The following is a 21399-nucleotide window of genomic DNA, read 5'->3' on the forward strand; positions in this document are numbered from 1 at the left end:
ATGGTGTCGATGAAGGTGGCCGGCGTTGCGCTGGCCGTGACGGTGAGCGCGCTGGGCGCGAGTGCATGCGACTCGGGCTCGAAACCGGCACCGTCGTCGACGTCCAGCAGCGCCTCGAGCACCAGCGCCGCGGCCGCACCGACCTCGTCGGCGCCCGGCGCGCCGGCGGCTCCGGCAGCGCCGAAGAAGACCATCCGGGACTACCTGCGCGAGAAGAACATCACCGAGCAGCAGCTGCACCCCGGCGATCCCGGTGCGCCGACGCTCACCATGCCGCTCCCGCCGGGCTGGGTGGACGCGGGCGCGCTGACGCCGAAATGGGCGTGGAGCGCAAGCAAATTCGATGACCCGGCCATGAAGGCCGACCCTCCGACGATCATCGTGCTGATCTCGAAGTTGCCCGGCGGCAATGCCGACGAGGTGCTGGAGTACGCGCCCGGCGAGTTGCAGAACCTGCACAACTGGCAGGACGCCGGCACCAACTGCGACGCCAAGCTCGCCGGCTTCAAGGCGTGTCAGGTCGGCGGCATGTACAACCAGGACGGCAAGGATCGGCTGATGGCCCAGAAGACGGCGGCCATCCCGACCAAGGACGGCGTGATCGTGCTGCAGATCAACGCCAGCGGCACCAAGGAGACGATCGCGCCGCTGATGGATGCGACGTCGTCGATCGACAAGTCACTGAAGATCACTGTGCCCTGAGTCAGGCGCAGTTCACGCGCGGGAGAACACCGAGGCCGCGGCCACCTGCTCGGCGGTGGGCCGCACCCCGGTGTAGCGCTCGAACTGTTCGGCGGCCTGCAGTGCGATGACCTCGGCGCCGGTGATCACCGGAATCCCGGCCGCCCGCGCCGCGCGCACGAGCGGGGTCTCCGATGGCAGGGCGACCACGTCGAACACCGTGTGCGCCTTCGCAATAACTTCCGGTTCGAACGACAGATCGTCGGCTTCGGCCCCACCCGCCATCCCGATCGGGGTGACGTTGACGACGATGTCCGCGCCACCTGACGCGTCTGCCGCGTAGCGATACCCCAACCGGTCCGCCAGCCACCCGCCCGTCTCCTGGTTGCGGGCCACGATGGTGCCCGCCTCGAATCCCTTGTCCCGGAACGCCGCTGCCACCGCGCTGGCCATGCCACCGCTACCGCGGATGAGCAGCGTCTCCGAGGGCTTCAGGCCGTGCTCGTCGATGAGCCGCGCGATCGCCAGATAGTCGGTGTTGCAGGCCGTCAGCCGGCCCGCGTCGTTGACGATCGTGTTCACCGAATTGATCACGCGCGCAGACTCTTCCAGCTCATCCACCAGTGCGATGACGCCCTCTTTGAACGGCATGGACACCGAGCAGCCGCGGATGCCCAGGGCTCGGACACCACCGATCGCCGCTGCGATGTCCGTCGTGGTGAAGGCCTTGTAGATGAAATCCAGACCGAGCTCGTTGTAGAGGTAGTTGTGGAAGCGCGTGCCGATGTTGCTGGGCCGGGCGGCCAGCGAGATACACACCGAGGTGTCCTTGTTCAGCAGCGGACGCCCGGAGTACAGCGAGTCGGTCATCAGCCGACCGCTTTGATCACGTGCTGCGCCAGCGTGTAGATGTCGCGATACTGCTTGTGCGACAACGACAATTGCTTAGGTGTCGGCACGTCGAACTCGGTGACGATCATGTTCCGGTCGTCGCGTTCCCAGGTCGCACCGTAGTGCTCCAGAATCTTGCGCATCGGAAAGTTGTCGGACAGCACTCGCGCCGCGAACCGCTCGATGCCCGCGCCACGGGCAGCGGGCACCAGCGCATCCATCAGGAAGGTTCCGATACCCTTCCCCTGGTAGTCGTCACCCACCATGAAGGCCACCTCGGCGATAGTCGGGTTCTCGTGCAGCCGAACGAATCTCGCATCGGCGACCATCGGGCCGTCGGGCCCCTCCGCCCCGTCGGTCAGCACCCACACGAAGTGGTCCACGTAGTCGACCTCGAACAGGTAGGCCATCAGCGCGGGACTGGGTTCGTAGGCGGTCTGGAATCTGCGGTACATGGTCTCGGTCGAGAACTCGACGGGCCCCTGGCGCACTCGGGGGTTGTCGCCGGGCAGCACGGGCCGCAAGAACATCTGGCTGCCGTCGCTCAGCCGCACCGGCAGTGGCGTGATGAACTCCGCGAGCCGTTGGCGCGCCGTACGCACCAGCCGCTCGGCCATGCAGGGGACGTCGAGCATGGCAGTCAGGGCGTCGTGTCCGCCGATCCATCCGGTCAGCGGATCGGTGACCAGCACGGTGGCGTTGCGGGTGCCGCCCCGCAGCAGCGCGATCTCACCGACGATCAGGCCCGGGCCGAGGTTGTGGACGCTGAGTTCGCCGTCGGGGGCGGTGTGCGTCACCCGGACGCTGCCGGCGCTGATCAGGATGAACGACTGCGCAGGTTCGCCCTGCGTCATCAGCACCTCGCCGGGTTCGGCCGTCAACGGACGCAGCAAGGGCGCGAGCCGGTCAAGGTCCTCTTGACGGCACTTGGAGAAGAAACCCAGCGAGGCCAGTTCATCCGTCGTCGATTCCGGCACGTCGGAAACGTTACCGGCGGACGGCACGCCGCGTGGTGCCGTTGACACCGCCCTTTACTGAAAACGATTTTCGACAAGCCTGCGCGGTTCAGGTATCGTCGGCCACGCCTTATTGAAAACGATTTTCACTTAGTCGCTGGAGGTCCTCATGAAAGCCGGCATTCACCCCGACTACCACCCCGTCGTCTTCCAGGACGCCACCACCGGACGCACGTTCCTGACCCGATCCACCGCCACCAGTTCGCGAACCATCGAATGGCAGACCGCCGACGGAGTTCACACCTACCCCCTGATCGTCGTCGACGTCACCTCGGATTCGCACCCGGTGTGGACCGGCAAGCGCCAGATCCTGGATACCGCCGGCCGCGTCGAGAAGTTCAATCGCAAGTACGGCCGATGACCTTGCCGCAGGTTTCCCCTTACCCCGGCGAAACATTCGGCTCTCCTTCACGCACCATCCGGCCCCGGCCGCGCCCCGCGKGCCACACGCGGGGCGCGGTCACCACCGCAGCCTGGGACTGGCAGTTGCATGCCCGGTGCCGTGGACTGCCGGCCGAGGTGTTCTACACCGGTGATGACGACCGCGGCGCGCGGCGAATCGCGCACGAAGAGCACGCCAAGCAGATCTGCCACCACTGCCCCGTCCTGCGTGATTGCCTCGGCCACGCCATGGAAGCCGGTGAGCCCTACGGCATCTGGGGTGCGACGACACCGAAGGAACGAGCCGCGTTGCGCGGGTTCCCGAATAGGCCCGAGTTCAACCACTGAGGGCCGTATCGTCAACTCGTGACCCCCAGTGTTGGTCCCGTGCGCTCGCGGTGGATCCTCACGGCGGTCTCGACCGCGCTGTTCTGCGTACAGCTCGACTACTTCGCCATGAATCTGGCGCTGCCCCGCATGGCAGCCGATTTGGGCTCCACCACAACCGATCTGCAATGGGTGGTCAGCATCTACATGCTCACCCTCGGCGCCTTCATGGTGCCGGCCGGCCGCATCGGTGACATCTTCGGCCGCCGCCGCGCGCTGCTCGGTGGCATCGCCCTGTTCGGCATCGCCTCGGTGGGCTGCGCCCTGGCACCCACCGCCGTTGCCGTCATCGGGTTTCGGGCGCTGCAGGGCATCGGTGCGGCGTTCATCTTCCCGGTCTCGGTCAGCGCGCTGACCAACGCGTTTCCCGCCGAGAAGTCCAGTCAGGCAATCGGATTGGCGTACGGCATTGCCGGGCTGGGAAATGCCGCCGGCCCGTTGGTAGGCGGCCTGCTCACCCAGACACTCGGCTGGCGTGCGATCTTCTGGCTACTGGTGCCGCTGTCCGCGATCGCCTTCGGCATCGGTGCAAAGACCATTCCGGAGAGCTCCGACGACACCGCCGGCCGCCGGATCGATGTCCTTGGGCTGGCTCTCATCACCACCGGCATCGGGCTTTTCACCGTCTCGTTCGACCGAGCGCCGACATGGGGTTGGCTGTCGCCCCAGACGGTCACCGCGTTCGCCGTCTCGATCGTGGTGCTGACGGCGTTCGTCGCCGTCGAGCGGCGGGTCCGCGCTCCACTGGTGAACCTGACACTGCTGCGGAACCCGACGTTCGCCATCCTGGTGATCGCGGGCACCACCGCGAACGTCGCCTACACCGTGACGGTGTTCCTGTCGACGATGAACCTGCAGCAGGTCCACGGACTCACCCCCTTGGCTGCCGGCATCGCGTTCCTCGGGCCTTCGGCGGGAGCCGCCCTGGGCGGCGTGCTGTCCGGCCGGATCGCCGCCCGGTTCGCGCCGGTCGTGGTCATGGGCGCCGGGTGCACCGCGGCGGCGGTATCGCTTGCCGGGCTGGCTGTTTCGCAGCACTGGGTGCCGTACCTCGCGGCGTTGACGATCTGCGGATTCACCATGGGCCTGGTGTACGCCTTCACCACCGTGGCCACGCAGACGGTCGTCGCACCCGAGCGCGCCGGAGAGGCAGCGGGCGTCACCCTCACCGCGCTGGTCACGATCGCGGGCGTCGGTGTCGCGGTATCAGGAACCGTGCTGGAAGTCCTTCAGCACCAACACTTCACGACGGCAGCCGGGATCGAACGCATCCTGCTGGTGATCGCGGCGTTGCTGCTCCCGGCGGGACTCGCGGTGCTCTGGAGGGCGCGCGACAGGGTTGCGAACTTCACAGGAAAATATTAGCTGAGCTAGCAAAACTGTCGGTACCGTGGTGTCAACACCACCACACCGACGGGAGCAACGATGGGATTCGGACCGCCACAGGGCCGACCGACCGTCACCGACGACGAGATCGCCGCCATCATGGATCCGCCACAACGCGTCCGCACACTGCGAAACGTGTTGGACGCCACCGGCGATGCCCTCGACCCACTGATGGACCTGTACCGGCCATACGTCACCGGGCTGGACCGACTGCCCCGAGACGGACGCTTCCTGTTGGTCGGCAATCACACCGCATTCGGCTTCGCCGAGATACTGCTGATGCCGTACTTCACCCGCCGCGAGCTCGGAGTGCAAGTACGGCCCCTGGCCGAGCGGGGCCTGGCACAGGCCAAGGGCTTCGGCGGCGATCTGGTCGCCGCCTATGGCGGCGTGGTCGGCCACCCCGACACCGCGCGGGAACTGATGCGGCACAACGAGACCGTGCTGGTCTTCCCCGGCGGCGGACGCGAGATGCCCAAGTTCAAGGGCGAGGAGTACCAGCTGAAATGGGACGGCCGAAACGGTTTCGCGCGCGTGGCCATCGAAAGCGGATACCCGATCGTGCCCGTCGGCCTGGTCGGTAGTGACGACGTCTACGAACCCCTCATCGAACGCGACAGCCCGCTGGGCCGGCTCAGCCAGTCCATCGGCGAGCGGTTCGGTGGCCGCACCGACATGGCGATGCCTTTGGTGCGCGGCATCGGGCCGACACTGATCCCCCGCCCGCAGCGCATGTATCTGGAATTCGGCGAGCCGATTTCCACCACCGCGCCGACCAGCCGAACCAACCACGCCCGGTGGGTGGAGACCGTCAAGTCCACGACTCAGCAAGCGCTGGAACAGATCCTGGCCGACCTGCAGGAAGTCCGGGCCGGGGATCCGTATCGCAGCCTGAATCCGTTGGCCTGGTCGCGGGCAGCTCAGCCGCCCGAGGCCGTCGTCTGCGCGGGCTGACCACGACGGCGGTCGGGAGACCGTAACGTGAGTTGCCATCGGTCTGTATGCACCCGCATGCAGCAGAAAGGCTTAGCGAGATGGCACTCACCGACTACCAGCAGCTGTCCCTGACGCGCCGGGACAACGGCGTCCTGCTGATCACCCTCAACCGGCCGGAAAAGTACAACGCCGCCGACGAGGGCATGCACGCTGAACTGGCCAACATCTGGAAGGACATCGCGGCCGACCCGGAAACCCGGGTGGCCGTGATCACCGGCGCGGGAAAGGCGTTCAGCGCCGGTGGGGATCTGGCCATGGTCGAACGCATGGCCGGCGACTACGGCCGGGTCTCGCACATGCTCGACGAGATGAGCGACCTGGTCTACAACATGATCAACTGCGACAAGCCGATCGTGTCCGCGATCAATGGCGTCGCGGTCGGCGCCGGCGCCGTGGCCGCGCTACTGGCCGACGTGGCGATCATCGCCGAAGACGCCAAGATCGGCGACGGGCACGTCAAACTCGGTGTCGCAGCGGGCGACCATGCCGCGATCATCTGGCCGCTGCTGGCCGGAACCGCGAAGGCGAAGTACTACCTCATGACGGGCGAGATGATCGACGGCATCGAGGCCGAGCGCATCGGCATGGTCGCCAAAGCCCTACCCCGCGAAGAGGTTCTGGACGAAGCACTCCGGGTGGCCGACGTGCTCGCGACCGGCGCCCAGCAGGCCATCCGGCTCACCAAACGCGCACTCAACAACTGGCTCCGCAATGCCGGCCCCATCTTCGACCAATCGGCGGCCTACGAGATGCTGACGTTCCTCGGACCGGATGTCGTCGAGGGCTATACGGCGCTACGCGAGAAGCGCACACCGCAGTTTCCGTCGGCGCGATAGCCGCAGGGGCCTACGTGAGCTGGCAGCAGATCGAACCCTTTCTGGTAGCGCTCGCCATCGGGCTGCTGCTGGGCCTGGAGCGCGAGCGGAGTCACACGCGCAAACTTCCCGCAGGATCACGCTCGTTCGCGCTGCTGTCGCTGGCCGGTGCAGTCGCAGCGGGTTTCGGCCAATGGGCCGTCGTCGCGGTATTTCTCGGCGTCGGTGCGCTCGTCGCCCTCGCCTACTTCCGCACCAGCGACGAAGACCCAGGGACCACCACGGCGACAGCCGCACTTGTCGCGTACCTCCTTGGCGCCCTTGCCTATTCCCGCCCCGCGCTGGCCGTGGCCCTCGCCGTCGTCGTAGCCGGTCTGCTCGTCTCGAAAACCCGCATCCATCGTTTCGCCCGCGACATCATGACCGAGGTCGAACTGGAAGATGCCATCAAGTTTCTCGTCGTCGCGTTCGTGATCCTGCCGCTGCTACCGGATCGCGGGCTGGGACCGTACGGCGTCCTCAATCCGGAGAAGGTCTGGCTCCTCGTTGTGCTGCTCACCGGCATCGGCTGGGTCGGCTACATCGGTGTTCGGGCGCTCGGCCCGGAACGCGGCCTGCTCATCACCGGCATCGCGGGCGGATTCGTCTCAGCGAGCGCAACGACGGCGTCCATGGGGCGGCTCAGCCGCACGACACCGAGCTTGCGGGCGCCCCTGGCCAGCGCTCTGCTGGCCAGCCTGGCCACTTTTGTTCAGCTGCTCATCGTGATCGCCGTGGTCGATACCGAAGTGCTCAAGCGCCTATGGCCGCCCGTCGTCGCGGGTGCCGTCGTGCTGGTCGCGATCGCCGCCGTCGTCTACCGAGGAGCTGGGCGGCTCACCGAGGACAAGCCGTCCCCCGACCACGACGCCGTCGCAGCCCCCACAACCCGACCTTTCGCACTGCGGCCGGCGCTGATCCTCGCCGCCGTCCTGACCCTTGCGCTGCTGGTCGGTCGGTGGGGTGCTGATGTGCTCGGCGCCGGGGGCACTGTGCTCGCCGCGTTCGCCGCCGGCCTGGCCGATGCGCACGCCGGTGCGGTGGCCGCCGCGAGCCTTGCCGCCAAGGGCGATATCACCGTCGATACCGCACTCGTCGCCGTGGCAGCCGCGCTCGGCTCCAACCTGATCGTCAAAATGGTGCTGGCGTTCACCGCCGGTGGTCGTCGGTTCGGGCTTCGGTTTCTCGCCGGGATGACGCCGCCTGCAGTGGTTTTCGGAGTCGTCCTGGCCCTGACGATGACCGCGACGTAATTCTGATCGCCGGTCAGCCCTCGGTCGACACCGCCTCGACCAACGCATCCGCAGCGAGCAGACCCAGGTTGTTCGAGGCCAGCGGGCTGTCCCCGGTGAGCAGCCGGCGGTCCTGATGGACCTGTCCGGTCATCTGGTCATTGACCACCTTCAAGCCCTGGTCCTCCAGCGCCTCGGCGATGAACAGCCGCAGCCCGCCGGGCAGGTAGCCGATGTCCTTGTTGGGCCCCTTGTCCAGCGCGTCGGGGAAGACGCAGATGCTGTAGCCCTTGAACGGCGAGTCCTCCTTGCCGATCGCGGCCGCGAGCAGGCTCGCGGGACCATGACACAGCGTGATGATGAACTTGTCGTTGGCCAGTGCCCAGTCGAGGTCCTGACCGACCTCGGGGCTGAACGGGATGCCGACCTCGACGCCGTGGCCACCCGGGATGAACACCGCCAGGTAGTCGGAGTCGGGGCCCAGCTTGTCGGCGATCACGTCACGAAGATTCAACGGCTCCTTGAGCTGGGGCTTGAGCGCGGCATAGGTCTGGAGCACCGCCTCGTCCTTGCCCGGCATCGCCCACAGCTCCAGCTTGGCCGGGTTCCCAGTGATGGTGGCGACGTCGACGTCGAAGCCCGCCGCCATCAGATGGTGCAGCGGCAGCAGCATCTCGACAGGATGGTTCCCGGTGGAGAACATCGTGCCGTTGTCCATCAGCAGATATCGCTCGTCGGTGGCGATCATCAGCACCTTCCACCGCCCGCCGGTATAGGCGCCGGCATGCTGGACGCCACCGAAATCGGTTCTGTCCGAGGTGTATTGGCTCAACGAGTACGCCGAGGGAAAGAAGGCGTTGTCCTCAGCCGGATCGGGTGTCGGGGATTTGCTCAGTTCGGATTCGCTCACGACGGTGTCCTGACCTTGCGGGGATGTGGGACGACCCTGCCAGCCTATGAACTTCCCGACTATCGCGGTAGGTCCGCAGAACAGAAATGGGGCCGGTATTCACCGGCCCCATTTCAATCTCTGTGGAGCTAAGGGGAATCGAACCCCTGACCTTCTCGATGCGAACGAGACGCGCTACCAACTGCGCTATAGCCCCTTACCGGATGCAAAGGCTACCAGCACCGGTCCGTCACATAAAAACCGACTTACTGCCCGGCCGCCCGGGGCAGGTCGTACTCCCTGCCCATCCGGGCATATTCCAGGTGTTCGAAGATCGGATCCTCGTCGTCGATGTCCAGGACGGCGGCGCCCGGGCGGCGCAGCCGGGACGGCACGACGTCGAATTCCTCGTCTTGCGTGTTCTCCACGCCGTGCCGGGACCGCATCATGCGCTGGGCACGACGGCGCCGCAGCTGCTCTTCGATCCGCGTCTGACGGCGCAGGTACGCCAGGTACAGCACGGAGATGGCGCTGACCGTGCCGCACACCCACCACATGCCGGGCGACAGCGCGTAGGCGGCGATACCGGTGAACAGGATCGCCACCGCCATGCCGGACAGCATCCGGCTGCGGAACCGGTACTTGCGCTCGGCGGCCGCGACGGCGGCCTTCGACTCGTAGCGGTTGCGGCGCGCGTGCGACATCGAGTCGGCCAGCTTCGGCTCGTCCTCCGACACCGCCTCGACACCCGAGGTGTCGTCGACGTACTCGTAGTCGTGTTCGGTGCCGTCCTCGGCCTCTTCCTCGGCCTGTTCCGCGACAGCTTCGACAGCTTCGGCAGCCTCGTCAGCCGCGACGGCCTCGTGGACGTCGGTGGTCGGCTCGGCCTCGGGCTCGTCGAAGTCCGCCGCCGTCATCTCGTCGGTGTGCGCCTCCTCCGGCTCGAAGTCGGCCTCGGAAACGGTCCGGATCGCCATGGTCGGCGTCGCGACGTCGTCGAAAAGTGTTGGCTGCTCGTGGGTTTCAGGCTCGGGAACCGCTTTCATGCGCCCTGAGGCGCCGATCGGCAGCGCACCGGAGTCCATCTCGACGACCTCGACATCGAGATACGCCGATTCCTCGACGACGACCTGATCGGCCAGCACCACCGAACGCGGTGAATCGGCTTCCGGGTCGGCGACCGGGATCGAGTCGGTGGTCGCATCGCTGCGCGCGAAGTCCTCTTCGAACGCGGTGAGGTCCTCATCCTGTTTCCAGTGCGGGTCGCTGAAGTGACCGGTGGCGGGCCCGCTGCGGCGTCGCAGTCGGCTGTTGCCGTTCGTGTTGAGCACACGGGTCGCCAACGCGACATCGCTCGTCCGGCGGACGTTCTCGCGCTTGCTGATCAACATCGGCACCAGCACGAAAAGCCACAACACGACGAGGGATATCCACAGGAGGGATTGGGGGATGCTTGGCATGTCGCCGGCTCCTTTCCCCATCAGATTAGGTCGGTGACCAGCGCATCCGAAGCCGACGCGCCAGGGTCAATTACACACCTGTAATTCGCTACTTACAAGCACATCAGCCACAGATGTCACATCTGCAACACGGCCGTTTTCCGATTTGTGCACGATTTGCCGCGCCTACCGGGCAAAACCGTGCACAAATCACTCAAACCCAGGCGGCTCGCCCATCCCTGACCAGCGCCGATGACGCCGACTGGGACATCTCCTCCACCGTCATGGCCACCAGCAGATGGTCCCGCCACGCCCCGTCGACTTCCAGGTAGCGCTGCAGCAGGCCCTCTTCGCGGAAGCCCACCCGCGCCAGCACCGACCGGCTCGGACCGTTTTCCGGACGCACCGTCGCCTCGATGCGGTGCAGCCCGACCGGACCGAAGGCGTGATCGACGCCCAGCGCCAGCGCTGCCGTCGCGATCCCGCCGCCGGTGAACTGGCGTGCCACCCAATAACCGATCCACGCCGACCGCAGCGCTCCATGCGTCACATTGCCGATGGTCAGCTGACCGCAGAACTCACCGTCCAACTCGATGACGTACGGCAGCATTCGCCCGCGCCGGGCCTCCGACCGCAACCCCGAGCACAGCGCCGGCCATGACGAAACAGCATGGCGCGCAGTCCAATCCACCTCACCGACCGGTTCCCAGGGCTCCAGGTGCGCACGGTCGGTCAGCCGCATCCGGCTCCACACCGCGCCGTCGCGCAACCGCACCGGACGCAACCGGATCACTCCGGCATGCACGCGGATCGGGCCCACCGACAGCGGCCAGCCCGGATGCACAGCACTCGATCGCAACAGGTTCACGGCTCAGCCGCGCTGCGCCAAAAAGGCCACGTCAACGGACTCGCCGGTACGGATCTGTTCGGCCTCGGTGGGCACGACCACCAAGCAGTTCGCCTCGGCGAGGGTCGCCAGCAGATGCGACGCGCCCGGCGCGCCGCCCAGCGCCTGCACCAGATATTCGCCGGTGTCCTGATCACGCATCAACTGGCCACGCAGAAATCCCTTGCGCCCCACCACCGATGAGATGGGAGACAACGTGCGGGCCGGCACGACGCGCCGCATCGGCTGCCGCTTGCCCAGCGACATCCGGATCAACGGCCGCACCATCACCTCGAAGACCACGAGGGCGCTCACCGGGTTCGCCGGCAGCAGGAAGACCGGGACGCCGTCACGTCCGAGCGTTCCGAAGCCCTGCACCGACCCGGGATGCATCGCGATCCGGGCGACCTCCATCTCCCCCAGCTCAGCGAGGACCGAACGCACGCCCTCGGCCGCCGCACCACCGACGGCCCCCGCGATCACCACGAGTTCCGACCGGCTCAACTGTCCTTCGACCACGTCGCGCAGCGTCTTGGGATCGCCGTCCACGATGCCGACCCGGTTCACCTCGGCGCCGGCGTCCCGGCCGGCAGCGGCCAGCGCGTAGGAGTTGACGTCGTAGACCTGGCCGTTTCCGGGCGTCCGGGAGATGTCGACCAGCTCACCGCCGACGGAGATGATCGTCAGCCGCGGCTTCGGGTGGACCAGCACACGTTCGCGGCCCACGGCCGCCAGCAGGCCGACCTGCGCCGGCCCGATGATGGTGCCGGCACGCACCGCGACGTCGCCCGGCTGCACGTCATCCCCGGTACGACGCACATAGGCGCCGGACCGCACACCGCGCAGGACCCGGACCCGCGCTGTGCCGCCGTCGGTCCAGCGCAGCGGCAGCACCGCATCGGCGAGGGTCGGCATCGGCGCACCGGTCTGCACCCGTGCGGCCTGACGCGGCTGCAGCCGGGTGGGAGTGCGTTCACCAGCAGCGATGGTCGAGACCACGGGCAGAGTGACGTCACTGTCGCCGCCGGAGTCCGCACCCATCACGTCGACACTGCGCACCGCGTAGCCATCGATGGCGGCTTGATCGAACCCGGGCAGCGGTCGTTCGGTGACAACCTCTTCGGCGCACATCAGGCCCTGCGCTTCGGCAATCGCCACCCGCAGCGGTCGCGGCGCTACCGCCGCAGCCGCAACCCGGGCCTGCTGTTCTTCAACCGAACGCACAGCTCGCCTTTCTGGATACCTCGTACACCGTGGCTGACCACATGCTCGCGCATGTTCGGGCCAACCGTACCGCCGGTGTCAGGCGCTCAGCGCTCGGCAAGACCCAATCGCTCGACCAACCACCGCCGCAATTCCGGGCCGTAGTCGTCGCGTTCCAACGCAAAGTCAACCGCAGCTTTAAGGTAGCCGCCGGGATTTCCCAGGTCGTGTCGGGACCCGCGGTGCACCACCACGTGCACGGGGTGGCCGTCCTCGATGAGCAGCGCGATGGCATCGGTCAGCTGGATCTCACCGCCGACACCCTTCTGCACACGCCGCAGCGCGTCGAAGATGGCGCGGTCCAGGATGTACCGGCCGGCCGCCGCGTACAGCGACGGGGCGTCCTCGACCTTGGGCTTTTCCACCATGCCCTTGACGCGCAACACATTCGGGTTGGCCGCGTCGGGCACCGTCTCGACGTCGAACACGCCGTAGGCGCTGATCTCGTCCTTGGGCACCTCGATGGCGCACAGCACGGAACCGCCACGCTTGGCGCGCACCTTCGCCATGGTCACCAGCACGCCGGTCGGCAGCACCAGATCGTCGGGTAGCAAGACCGCGATGGCATCCTCGTCGGGCAGCAGCACCGGCTCGACGCAACTGACGGCGTGTCCCAGGCCGAGCGGCTCGGCCTGAACGACCGACTCCACCTTGATCAACGCGGGCGCCCGCCGCACCTTCTCGAGCATCACGTGCTTGCCGCGCGCCTCGAGCGTTCCTTCGAGGATGAGGTCCTCGACGAAGTGCGCAACGACGCCGTCCTTGCCCTCCGAGGTCACGATCACCAGTCGCTCGCCACCGGCGTCAGCGGCCTCGGCAGCAACCAGCTCGATACCGGGGGTGTCGACGACCGGCAGCAACTCCTTGGGCACGGTCTTGGTGGCAGGCAGAAAACGCGTGCCCAGACCAGCCGCCGGGACCACCGCGGTGCGCGGCATCGGCACTGAAGTCTGTGTCGTCATTGTTCACACGATAACGGCATTGCCTCGATCCGCCCCACCAAGGTGCGCATTGGTGGGGTCGGCGGCAACGTCAAAGTAGCCATTACCTGGACAGGTGTACAACACCGCAAGAGCAAATATGACACCGTGGTAATCGTGAGTCCCGAGGCCGGCAAGCGTGACCTGCGCAGCGCCATCCTGCGTCGACGTCGCGCCCTGACCCCCGAGCAGCGGCAGGCGGACGCCGAAGCCCTGACACTGCGAGTGCCGGAAGTGGTGGATCCCGGGGGCATTGTGTGTGCCTACGTGCCGATCGGCACCGAGCCCGGTTCGCCCACGATGCTGGACGCCCTGATCGAGGCGGGAGCACGAGTGCTGTTACCGGTGACCCGCCCCGACGCCCCACTGAGCTGGGGCTGGTATCGGCCCGGGCACCTGACGGAGGCTCAATTCGGGCTGCTCGAACCGGCTACACCGCATCTGCCGCCCGACGCGATCGGGCAGGCCGGTGTGATTCTGATCCCCGCGCTGGCCGTCGACCGTGCCGGTGTCCGGCTGGGCCGCGGTGCGGGTTTCTACGACCGCTCGCTGTCGCTGGCCGCGCCGGACGCGTTACTCGTGGCGGTGGTGTACGACGACGACCTGCTGCCGGAGCTGCCCGCCGAACCGCACGACGTGCCGATGACCCACGCCCTGTCGCCGAGGTCAGGGCTGGTCAGGCTAGGTATCTAGGAGGTACGGGAGGACGTCAGTCCTTGCCGCAGGTACATCCCGATCCGCAGTTGCAGTCCTCGCAGGTGCAGTCCGGGTTGTCGCAGCCGCTGCCTTTGGTGATGTTGCCAGTCATGCACACAATGCTATGTGTCCCGCCCTACTCCCGGAAGCAATTGCCGCCGTCACCGGTCCGCGGATCCCGCCGTCCCGGGAATGCCCGGGACCGAATAGCTGTTTTGGCACTTAGCCCGGTAGAGTGCCAACAAGTTTGACGACCTCGGAGGTTTCCGTGCCGACCTATTCCTACGCGTGTACCGAGTGCGACAACCGGTTCGACGCCGTGCAGGCATTCAGCGATGACGCGCTGACCGAATGCCCGAAGTGCCAGGGCCGACTGCGCAAGCTGTTCGGTTCCGTCGGCGTGGTCTTCAAGGGCAGCGGCTTCTACCGCACCGACAGCCGCGATTCGAAGAGCTCCAGCACCGCGGCCGCACCGGCCAAGAGCGAGTCGAGCTCTAGTTCGTCGGACTCGTCGTCGTCGTCCTCGTCGAGCAGCACGACGTCGACCGCACCGGCCGCCGCAGCGTCCAGCTGAGTTATCCACAGGCCGGACGCCTTCCGGCCTGTGTTTCCCGAGCAAAATCCCTACCGTTGCGGCATGGGGGATTCACTCGACGCGCCGTTGATCGGCCGACTGACACAGAAACTGCGGCCCGATTGGGCCAGGACCACCGCCGCGCGCCGAGTCGCCGCAGGCTTCCTGGTGGTCCTCGCGGCCGTCATCGAATTTCGCCCCGACCCACGGGACGGACAGGTCGCCGTCGTCGTCGCCAAGCATGACCTGTCCCCCGGCTCAGCATTGACTGTTGACGACGTCGTCGTCGAATCCCGTTCTACACCAAGCATTCCCGACGGCGCACTGCGCGAATCAAGCGCCGCGGTCGGCTCGACTCTGGCCGCTCCAGCCCGACGCGGTGAGGTCATCACCGACGTGCGGTTGCTCGGTTCCCGGCTCACGGCCGCTGCCGCCGGACCCGACGCCCGCATGGTGCCACTGCATCTGGCCGACGCCGCGCTCCCGGAGCTGCTGCGCTCAGGCGACGTCGTGGACGTCCTGGCGGGACCAGAGAGCACCGGCCCGGCAGCGGATGAGTCGTCGGCCGAGGTCATCGCCACCGACGCCCGGGTGGTGCTGGTATCCGAACGCCTCAAGTCACCGACGACCGGCGACGAACGCGTTGTGCTCGTCGCCCTGCCGCGGCACAGTGCCAACGCCGTCGCCGGGGCGGCTCTGCACCGGGCGATCACCATCACCCTGCACTGACCCGCAAAATTTCCCTGGCGGCCGATTTCGATTTCGTCACCAGACCGCATCTGTTGCGACCATCAGGCCGCTGCTTCCTGCGCGCAGCCCAGGCCAGCCTTACCGTTCGTGGGTACAGCTCGTATCACAGGGAGGGCAGTCATGCTTAAGGGCTTCAAAGAGTTCCTCGCACAGGGGAACATCGTCGATCTGGCGGTCGCGGTGGTCATCGGCGCCGCGTTCACCACGCTGGTGAAGTCATTCACCGACCAGGTGATCCAGCCGCTGATCTCCAGCATCGGCGCCGGGGGCGACCACTCGTACGGCGTCCTGCGCATCCACCTGCTCGGCGACAACTACATGGACCTGAACGCGGTCTTGAGCGCGACGATCAACTTCGTCCTCGTCGCCGCCGTCATCTACTTCGTGGTCGTGCTGCCGTACAGCAGGTTCCGCGCCGCCAAGGAGGATGCGATCAAGCAGGAAGTCGAACTGCTGACGCAGATCCGCGACCTCTTGGACAAGAAAGACCCGCTCGACAAGAAGTAGCGGAAACGACAAAGCCCCCGGCCACTGGCCGGCGGCTTTGTCGTATGTCGGTTCGAGCCGCTCGGATCAGTTCATGTTCCAGGGTTCGCCGTAGGTGGTCACCGAGTCACCGGTCTTGGCAATGAGCCGCGCGAAGGGACGCAACATCACCCCGCCGGCCGCGCCGGTCACCGTGCCATGCGCGTTCGACACCGCCACCGAACCGGCCGGGCCTGAGACGTCCACCGAGAACGTCGCGACTTCCTGGATGCCCGGACCGTTGCCGAGGTCAGCGGAGATCGACACACCGGGGAACAGGTTCGGTGTGATGATGCCGCCGAAACCCTGACCGGTGAACGTCGCCGGAGTCACGTCGTCGAGCAGGATGTTCGGCGTCTGATAGCTGAAGTTGATACCCACACCCAGTGACCACGGGAAGCCGACCTGGTAGCCCAGCTCCAACGTGCCGCCGAACTCATCGCAGCCCGTGCCCGCGCAGCTGTACTTTGCCCGACCCGAATGGAACCACTCACGGGTCAGCCGGTTGCGGTCCAGAGGGAACACACCGTTGAGGAACGTGTCCCACTGCTGCACCGTCAACGTCCGATCCTGACCGTCGACCAGGCTCAGCTCATCATCCAGACCCGCATGGGACGTACCCGCCGCCAGGAACAACGACGACACCCCGACCAATACCGCCACCAAAACACGACCGAACGCCGTCAACTTTCCACTCCCGGGCCTTGTTCTTCACTGTCATGCTCCCGGCAAAACGACGGGGCGGCGTTGACTGACCGATTCGGTCTGTCAACGCCGTCACCGAGTCACCGGTCTTGGCGATCAGCCGGGCGAAGGGGCGCAGCAGCACACCACCGGCCGCACCGGTCACCGTGCCGTGGGCGTTCGAGACGGCGACGGCACCGGCCGGGCCGGACACGTCCACCGAGAACGTCGCGACTTCCTGGATACCCGGGCCGTTGCCCAGGTCAGCGGAGATCGACACACCGGGGAACAGGTTCGGCGTGATGATGCCGCCACCACCGCCGACAAACGTGGTCGGGTTGACGTCATCGAGCAGGATGTTCGGGGTGGTGTAGCTGAAGTTGATACCCACACCCAGCGACCACGGGAAGCCGATCTGGTACCCCAACTCCAACGTGCCGCCGAACTCGTCGCAGCCCTTGCCCGCGCAGTTGTACTTTGCCCGGCCCGAGTGGAACCACTCACGGGTCAGCCGGTTGCGGTCCAGAGGGAACACACCATTGAGGAAGGTATCCCACTGCTGCACCGTCAACGTCCGATCCTGACCGTCGACCAGGCTCAGCTCGTTGTCGAGCCCCGCATGGGACGTTCCCGCCCCCAGGAACAGCGACGACACCGCCGCGACCGTCGCTACCAGCACCCGACCGAATGCCTTCATGGTTCCCACTTTCTGGGCTTGATGATGTTCATATGAAGTTCCTTGCAGACGCAGGGCGGCGCCGACAAGGCCAGCTAGCTGGTCTGTCGACGCCGCCCCGAATGCGTCGTCGGCGCCTAGCATAAGGCCTAGGTGCGATTTGCTCTCACCTAGTTCATATTCCAGGGTTCTCCGTAGGTCGTGACGCTATCACCGGTCTTGGCGATCAGGCGGGCGAATGGACGCAACAGCACACCACCAGCCGCACCAGTCACAGTGCCGTGGGCGTTGGAAACCGCCACCCCACCGGCCGGACCCGACACATCCACCGAGAACGTCGCGACTTCCTGAATACCCGGACCATTGCCCAGATCAGCGGAGATCGACACACCGGGGAACAGGTTCGGCGTGATGATGCCACCACCACCCGTGCCGGCGAGCGTGCCGGGGTTGAAGTCATCGAGCAGGATGTTCGGGGTGGTGTAGCTGAAGTTGATACCCACACCCAGCGACCACGGGAAGCCGATCTGGTACCCCAACTCCAACGTGCCGCCGAACTCGTCGCAGCCCTTCCCTGCGCAGTTGTACTTCGCCCGGCCCGAGTGGAACCACTCACGGGTCAGGCGGTTGCGGTCCAAGGGGAACACACCGTTGAGGAACGTGTCCCACTGCTGCACCGTCAACGTCCGATCCTGACCGTCGACCAGGCTCAGCTCATTGTCGAGCCCCGCATGGGACGTTCCCGCGCCCAGGAACAGCGACGACACCGCCGCTACCAGCGCTACCAGCACCCGACTGAATGCCTTCATGATTCTCACCTTCTGGGCTCGATAGTCCTGACAAATGACGCAGGGCGGCGCCGACAGAACCAGATGACCTGATCCTGTCGACGCCGCCCCGAATGCGTCATCGGCGCCAAGCATAAGCCCTAGGCGCTGCCGAATATCGGCTAGTTCATGTTCCAGGGATCGCCGTATGTCGTCACCGAGTCACCCGTCTTGGCAATCAAGCGGGCGAAGGGGCGCAACAGCACACCACCGGCTGCACCGGTCACCGTGCCGTGGGCGTTCGAGACGGCGACGGCACCGGCCGGGCCGGACACGTCCACCGAGAACGTCGCGACTTCCTGGATACCCGGACCATTGCCCAGGTCAGCGGAGATCGACACACCGGGGAACAGGTTCGGCGTGATGATGCCGCCACCACCCGTGCCGGCCAGCGTCGCCGGGTTGAAGTCATCCAGCAGGATGTTCGGCGTGGTGTAGCTGAAGTTGATACCCACACCCAGCGACCACGGGAAGCCGATCTGGTACCCCAGCTCCAACGTGCCGCCGAACTGGTCGCAGCCCTTCCCTGCGCAGTTGTACTTTGCCCGGCCCGAGTGGAACCACTCACGGGTCAGGCGGTTGCGGTCCAGAGGGAACACGCCGTTGAGGAACGTGTCCCACTGCTGCACCGTCAATGTCCGATCCTGGCCGTCGACCAGGCTCAGCTCATTGTCCAGACCCGCATGGGACGTACCTGCTCCGAGGAACAGCGACGCCAGCGCTGCTACCAGTGCTACCAGCACCCGACTGAATGCCTTCATATTCTCCCTAGCTCAGTAGGCGGTGCCAGCAAGCTGACCGCGCGACCGTCGCAAGACCTCCATGTGAATCTCACATGTTGCTCTTACCTTTTGCTCATCGTTGACACGAGGAAGATATCGGCGCGCGCACCGTCCGGCAATGCGAACGACGTAAAGACCTCGCATATATTCCCGAGCTGGAAAAGTTTGCTGGGAACCACCTGCGAGATAGGGCCGACCTCAGCGCCCCGCGGGCCCGAAACAGGGCGGAAACATGGTCTCAATGACGCCATTGACCGGCGTAATCAGGAGTTAACCTAATCAGCGACCAGCCGTTGTGAGAACTACGTGCTCAGCGGTGGTGCGGCGGGACGTTGTCCCGTAGCCAGCGATCTCGATCACCATCCGAAGACGGGGACTGCTCGTTACATTCATCGCGAGTTACGTCCGGTAGAACGTCACCGAACACCTTGTTAACTAGGTCGCGAGAGGGCCGTGTATCACCCATCACAGCCCCCTCGCAGTGTGATCAAGCTCACACTTTTGCCAAATCCGATTGTTCATGTTGGACGAACTCATAACGACTCCGTTCGACCGATAGCCCCAAGCGGAGCTCAGCTATTCAGATGTCGAGGCTCGACAGCTGCGCGATGATGTACGCCGCCAACGGCCCCAGCGTCGCCATGCCGTCGCGCACCGACGCGCGTGAGCCCGCGATGTTGACCACCAGCGTGCTTCCCGAGACTCCGGCCAGGCCACGCGAGAGCCCCGCGTCCGAAATGCCCGCGGCCAAGCCCGACGACCGCAGCGCCTCGGCGATACCGAGCAGCTCACGATCGAGCATGGTGCGAGTGGCTTCCGGCGTGACATCGCGGGGGCTGACTCCGGTGCCACCCACGGAGATGACCAGGTCGACGCCACCGATCACCGCGGTGTTGAGGGCATTGCGAATCTCGATCTCGTCGGCCGGGACCACGACCACCCCGTCGACCAGGAAGCCGGCCTCACCGAGCAATTCGGTGACCAACGGCCCGCTGTGATCCTCTTCGCCGTGCGCCGTCCGGTCATCCACGACCACGACGAGCGCGCGCCCGGCCAATTCCCCTGCCTGTTCCATGCCTGTCACCGTATATCCCGCCTCTGACATGCTCCCCGTGCCCGTCACTGCTGTGCCTTCCCGAGCGTGACCTGAACTGTCTGTGGTTTGCCCGCGTTGTCGAGGTAGGTCAACGTGACCTTGTCTCCGGGGGCCTTCGAGCGCACCGCAGCTACCAGTGCATCGGCACTGCTGATCACCCGGTCGTCCACCTTGGTCACCACCACACCGCTGGGCAAGCCTGCCGACTGGGCCGCACCACCGCTGGTGACGTCCACGATCCGGGCGCCGTCGATGGCCTTGTCGTTGCCGACCTGCACGCCGAGCGAGGCATGGCTGGCAATGCCGTTCTTGATCAGCTCGTCGGCGATGCGCTTGGCCTGGTCCACCGGAATGGCGAAGCCCAGCCCGATCGAACCGCTCTGCGACTGGCCGGAATCCCCGCCCAGCGTCGCGATCGCCGAGTTGATACCGACCAGCTCACCGCTCATGTTGACCAGCGCACCACCGGAGTTGCCGGGGTTGATCGCGGCGTCCGTCTGGATGGCGTCGAGCACGGTGTTCTGGTTCTTGGCATCGCCACCCGCAGCGACGGGACGGTTCAGCGAGCTGATGATGCCCTCGGTCACTGTGCCCTGCAGACCCAGCGGCGAGCCGACGGCCACCACCTGCTGCCCCACCACCAGATTGGACGACGAACCCAACGCGATGGGCGTCAGACCTGAAACACCCTTGGCCCGCACCACTGCAATGTCGCTGCTCGGATCCGTGCCGACGATCTGGAACGTCGCGGTGTTACCGGTGTTGAACGTGACCTTGGTCTGGACCGGCGGAGCCCCTGGGGGCGGGGCATCTTTGGCGCCGGCCACCACGTGGTTGTTGGTCAGGATCAGCCCGTCCGCGGACAGGATGATGCCCGAGCCCTCTTCGGACGACCGGCCCATGTCGGTCTCGAGCTTCACGACACTGGGCACCACCTTGGCGGCGACCTGCTCGACCGAACCGATCGGCGCGTTCCCCGCGTGCTGGCCGCGTGCCGAACCGCCCAGCGACGTCGAACTATTCGAGTAGTCGGGCTGAGCCAGCATCACGATGCCGCCACCGATACCCGCCGACACCAGTGCCACGGCCGCCATACCGGCGATCAAAGGCCCTGTGCGGGAACGGTTCTGGCCCTGCGGCCGCGGCGTGATGGACGGCCGGCCATTGTGCTGTCCCGTCCGGTACGGGTCGTACGGCTGCGAACCGTACTGCTGCGTCGAGTACTGCCCGGTCTGGTGCTGTCCGGTCTGGTGTTGCCCGGTCTGATGCTGGCCTGTCTGGTACTGGCCGGTGGGGTAGCTGCCCGTGGGGTACTGCCCGGTGGTCTGCTGTTGCTGATGCGTGGCGTACCGCCAGTCGTATGACGACCCCTGCTGCTGCGATGCGCCGTAGCCGGGCGCGGACTGATAGGAATCAGAACGCCGACCGGACTCGGGCTGCTGCGAGTACCTCGGGTGATTCGTCATTACTGGTCGACACTCTTCCTGTATTTCAGATCCGTTGCCGGG

Annotated in this window: 23 protein-coding genes, 1 tRNA gene and 1 pseudogene; 11 read left to right on the forward strand and 14 right to left on the reverse strand. The window is 66.1% G+C overall.

Annotated features, from left to right (window positions below; translation table 11 throughout):
• Positions 1-702 (forward strand): LpqN/LpqT family lipoprotein, encoded by a 702-nt coding sequence (locus AC1U2B_RS11580; RefSeq protein ID WP_043398886.1) that lies wholly within the window; start codon positions 1-3, stop codon positions 700-702.
• A gap of 12 nt (positions 703-714) precedes the next feature.
• On the opposite strand, the gene AC1U2B_RS11585 is transcribed toward AC1U2B_RS11580, so the two are convergent.
• Both AC1U2B_RS11585 and AC1U2B_RS11590 read right to left on the reverse strand, forming a co-directional pair.
• Positions 715-1551, reverse strand: a complete 837-nt coding sequence (locus AC1U2B_RS11585) for a shikimate 5-dehydrogenase (RefSeq protein WP_480216912.1) — start codon at positions 1549-1551, stop codon at positions 715-717.
• Positions 1551-2549: an acetyltransferase Pat gene (locus AC1U2B_RS11590; RefSeq protein ID WP_480216913.1), complete on the reverse strand. Its 999-nt coding sequence runs from the start codon at positions 2547-2549 to the stop codon at positions 1551-1553. The genes AC1U2B_RS11585 and AC1U2B_RS11590 overlap by 1 nt, the downstream gene beginning before the upstream one ends.
• A gap of 148 nt (positions 2550-2697) precedes the next feature.
• Here AC1U2B_RS11590 and AC1U2B_RS11595 point away from each other — a divergent pair, with 148 nt between their 5' ends.
• From AC1U2B_RS11595 to AC1U2B_RS11620, 6 genes are all read left to right on the forward strand, one after another.
• Entirely contained in the window at positions 2698-2949 is a 252-nt protein-coding gene (locus AC1U2B_RS11595) for a type B 50S ribosomal protein L31 (protein ID WP_043398883.1), read from the forward strand.
• Positions 2946-3317 (forward strand): WhiB family transcriptional regulator, encoded by a 372-nt coding sequence (locus AC1U2B_RS11600; protein ID WP_480216914.1) that lies wholly within the window; start codon positions 2946-2948, stop codon positions 3315-3317. The genes AC1U2B_RS11595 and AC1U2B_RS11600 overlap by 4 nt, the downstream gene beginning before the upstream one ends.
• Before the next feature lie 18 nt (positions 3318-3335).
• Entirely contained in the window at positions 3336-4721 is a 1386-nt protein-coding gene (locus AC1U2B_RS11605; protein ID WP_480216915.1) for an MFS transporter, read from the forward strand.
• Positions 4722-4781: 60 nt separating this feature from the next.
• Positions 4782-5696, forward strand: a complete 915-nt coding sequence (locus AC1U2B_RS11610; protein WP_480216916.1) for a lysophospholipid acyltransferase family protein — start codon at positions 4782-4784, stop codon at positions 5694-5696.
• A gap of 80 nt (positions 5697-5776) precedes the next feature.
• The gene (locus tag AC1U2B_RS11615; protein WP_480216917.1) at positions 5777-6574 is read left to right on the forward strand and encodes an enoyl-CoA hydratase/isomerase family protein; all 798 of its coding nucleotides are present in this window, start codon (positions 5777-5779) and stop codon (positions 6572-6574) included.
• 14 nt (positions 6575-6588) lie between these two features.
• Complete coding sequence (locus tag AC1U2B_RS11620; RefSeq protein ID WP_480216918.1) at positions 6589-7845, forward strand: MgtC/SapB family protein; 1257 nt, start codon at positions 6589-6591, stop codon at positions 7843-7845.
• Positions 7846-7858: 13 nt separating this feature from the next.
• On the opposite strand, the gene hchA is transcribed toward AC1U2B_RS11620, so the two are convergent.
• The 6 genes from hchA to AC1U2B_RS11650 form a co-directional block, all read right to left on the reverse strand.
• Positions 7859-8734 carry a glyoxalase III HchA gene (hchA, locus tag AC1U2B_RS11625; RefSeq protein WP_480216919.1) on the reverse strand — a complete coding sequence of 292 codons (876 nt, stop codon included), beginning with the start codon at positions 8732-8734 and terminating at the stop codon, positions 7859-7861.
• Between the two features lie 123 nt (positions 8735-8857).
• Positions 8858-8930, reverse strand: a tRNA-Ala gene (locus AC1U2B_RS11630).
• A gap of 49 nt (positions 8931-8979) precedes the next feature.
• The gene (sepX, locus tag AC1U2B_RS11635; RefSeq protein ID WP_480216920.1) at positions 8980-10173 is read right to left on the reverse strand and encodes a divisome protein SepX/GlpR; all 1194 of its coding nucleotides are present in this window, start codon (positions 10171-10173) and stop codon (positions 8980-8982) included.
• 193 nt (positions 10174-10366) lie between these two features.
• Positions 10367-11020 carry a GNAT family N-acetyltransferase gene (locus tag AC1U2B_RS11640; RefSeq protein ID WP_043398871.1) on the reverse strand — a complete coding sequence of 218 codons (654 nt, stop codon included), beginning with the start codon at positions 11018-11020 and terminating at the stop codon, positions 10367-10369.
• Between the two features lie 3 nt (positions 11021-11023).
• On the reverse strand, positions 11024-12262 hold the full coding sequence (glp, locus tag AC1U2B_RS11645; protein WP_480216921.1) for a molybdotransferase-like divisome protein Glp: 1239 nt from the start codon (positions 12260-12262) through the stop codon (positions 11024-11026).
• An 86-nt stretch (positions 12263-12348) separates the two neighbouring features.
• Positions 12349-13263: a UTP--glucose-1-phosphate uridylyltransferase gene (locus AC1U2B_RS11650; protein WP_071287862.1), complete on the reverse strand. Its 915-nt coding sequence runs from the start codon at positions 13261-13263 to the stop codon at positions 12349-12351.
• Positions 13264-13395: 132 nt separating this feature from the next.
• Between AC1U2B_RS11650 and AC1U2B_RS11655 the strand changes: the two genes are divergently transcribed.
• The 4 genes from AC1U2B_RS11655 (at position 13396) to mscL (ending at position 15808) form a co-directional block, all read left to right on the forward strand.
• A complete protein-coding gene (locus AC1U2B_RS11655; RefSeq protein WP_480217291.1) occupies positions 13396-13974 on the forward strand; it encodes a 5-formyltetrahydrofolate cyclo-ligase in 579 nt (192 codons plus the stop codon).
• Between the two features lie 271 nt (positions 13975-14245).
• The gene (locus AC1U2B_RS11660; RefSeq protein ID WP_260973204.1) at positions 14246-14551 is read left to right on the forward strand and encodes an FmdB family zinc ribbon protein; all 306 of its coding nucleotides are present in this window, start codon (positions 14246-14248) and stop codon (positions 14549-14551) included.
• A gap of 63 nt (positions 14552-14614) precedes the next feature.
• Positions 14615-15280: an SAF domain-containing protein gene (locus tag AC1U2B_RS11665; RefSeq protein WP_480216922.1), complete on the forward strand. Its 666-nt coding sequence runs from the start codon at positions 14615-14617 to the stop codon at positions 15278-15280.
• Positions 15281-15421: 141 nt separating this feature from the next.
• Positions 15422-15808, forward strand: a complete 387-nt coding sequence (gene mscL, locus AC1U2B_RS11670; protein ID WP_480216923.1) for a large-conductance mechanosensitive channel protein MscL — start codon at positions 15422-15424, stop codon at positions 15806-15808.
• Positions 15809-15874: 66 nt separating this feature from the next.
• Here mscL and mspA (AC1U2B_RS11675) read toward each other — a convergent pair whose 3' ends face one another.
• The 6 genes and pseudogenes from mspA (AC1U2B_RS11675) to AC1U2B_RS11700 all read right to left on the reverse strand — a co-directional run bounded on the left by mspA (AC1U2B_RS11675) (position 15875) and on the right by AC1U2B_RS11700 (position 21357).
• Positions 15875-16513: a porin MspA gene (gene mspA / locus AC1U2B_RS11675; RefSeq protein WP_480216924.1), complete on the reverse strand. Its 639-nt coding sequence runs from the start codon at positions 16511-16513 to the stop codon at positions 15875-15877.
• Between the two features lie 88 nt (positions 16514-16601).
• Positions 16602-17207: pseudogene (gene mspA, locus AC1U2B_RS11680) on the reverse strand (porin MspA); the annotation flags it as partial.
• 149 nt (positions 17208-17356) lie between these two features.
• Positions 17357-17995 carry a porin MspA gene (mspA, locus tag AC1U2B_RS11685; RefSeq protein WP_480216925.1) on the reverse strand — a complete coding sequence of 213 codons (639 nt, stop codon included), beginning with the start codon at positions 17993-17995 and terminating at the stop codon, positions 17357-17359.
• A 140-nt stretch (positions 17996-18135) separates the two neighbouring features.
• Positions 18136-18774: a porin MspA gene (gene mspA, locus AC1U2B_RS11690; RefSeq protein ID WP_480216926.1), complete on the reverse strand. Its 639-nt coding sequence runs from the start codon at positions 18772-18774 to the stop codon at positions 18136-18138.
• Positions 18775-19375: 601 nt separating this feature from the next.
• A complete protein-coding gene (locus AC1U2B_RS11695) occupies positions 19376-19900 on the reverse strand; it encodes a MogA/MoaB family molybdenum cofactor biosynthesis protein (RefSeq protein WP_133763292.1) in 525 nt (174 codons plus the stop codon).
• A 14-nt stretch (positions 19901-19914) separates the two neighbouring features.
• Positions 19915-21357, reverse strand: coding sequence for a S1C family serine protease (locus AC1U2B_RS11700; RefSeq protein WP_480216927.1), 1443 nt, complete (start codon positions 21355-21357; stop codon positions 19915-19917).
• Between the last annotated feature and the right edge of the window lie 42 nt (positions 21358-21399).

The sequence above is a fragment of the Mycolicibacterium sp. P4_G11 genome (genome assembly GCF_056555145.1).

Coding starts and splice junctions, on each gene's coding strand:
- AC1U2B_RS11580 (WP_043398886.1), top strand. CDS start 1: ATGGTGTCGATGAAGGTGGCCGGCGTTGCGCTGGCCGTGACGGTGAGC.
- AC1U2B_RS11585 (WP_480216912.1), bottom strand. CDS start 1,551: ATGACCGACTCGCTGTACTCCGGGCGTCCGCTGCTGAACAAGGACACC.
- AC1U2B_RS11595 (WP_043398883.1), top strand. CDS start 2,698: ATGAAAGCCGGCATTCACCCCGACTACCACCCCGTCGTCTTCCAGGAC.
- AC1U2B_RS11610 (WP_480216916.1), top strand. CDS start 4,782: ATGGGATTCGGACCGCCACAGGGCCGACCGACCGTCACCGACGACGAG.
- AC1U2B_RS11615 (WP_480216917.1), top strand. CDS start 5,777: ATGGCACTCACCGACTACCAGCAGCTGTCCCTGACGCGCCGGGACAAC.
- sepX (WP_480216920.1), bottom strand. CDS start 10,173: ATGCCAAGCATCCCCCAATCCCTCCTGTGGATATCCCTCGTCGTGTTG.
- AC1U2B_RS11650 (WP_071287862.1), bottom strand. CDS start 13,263: ATGACGACACAGACTTCAGTGCCGATGCCGCGCACCGCGGTGGTCCCG.
- AC1U2B_RS11665 (WP_480216922.1), top strand. CDS start 14,615: ATGGGGGATTCACTCGACGCGCCGTTGATCGGCCGACTGACACAGAAA.
- mscL (WP_480216923.1), top strand. CDS start 15,422: ATGCTTAAGGGCTTCAAAGAGTTCCTCGCACAGGGGAACATCGTCGAT.
- mspA (WP_480216925.1), bottom strand. CDS start 17,995: ATGAAGGCATTCAGTCGGGTGCTGGTAGCGCTGGTAGCGGCGGTGTCG.
- mspA (WP_480216926.1), bottom strand. CDS start 18,774: ATGAAGGCATTCAGTCGGGTGCTGGTAGCACTGGTAGCAGCGCTGGCG.
- AC1U2B_RS11695 (WP_133763292.1), bottom strand. CDS start 19,900: ATGTCAGAGGCGGGATATACGGTGACAGGCATGGAACAGGCAGGGGAA.
- AC1U2B_RS11700 (WP_480216927.1), bottom strand. CDS start 21,357: ATGACGAATCACCCGAGGTACTCGCAGCAGCCCGAGTCCGGTCGGCGT.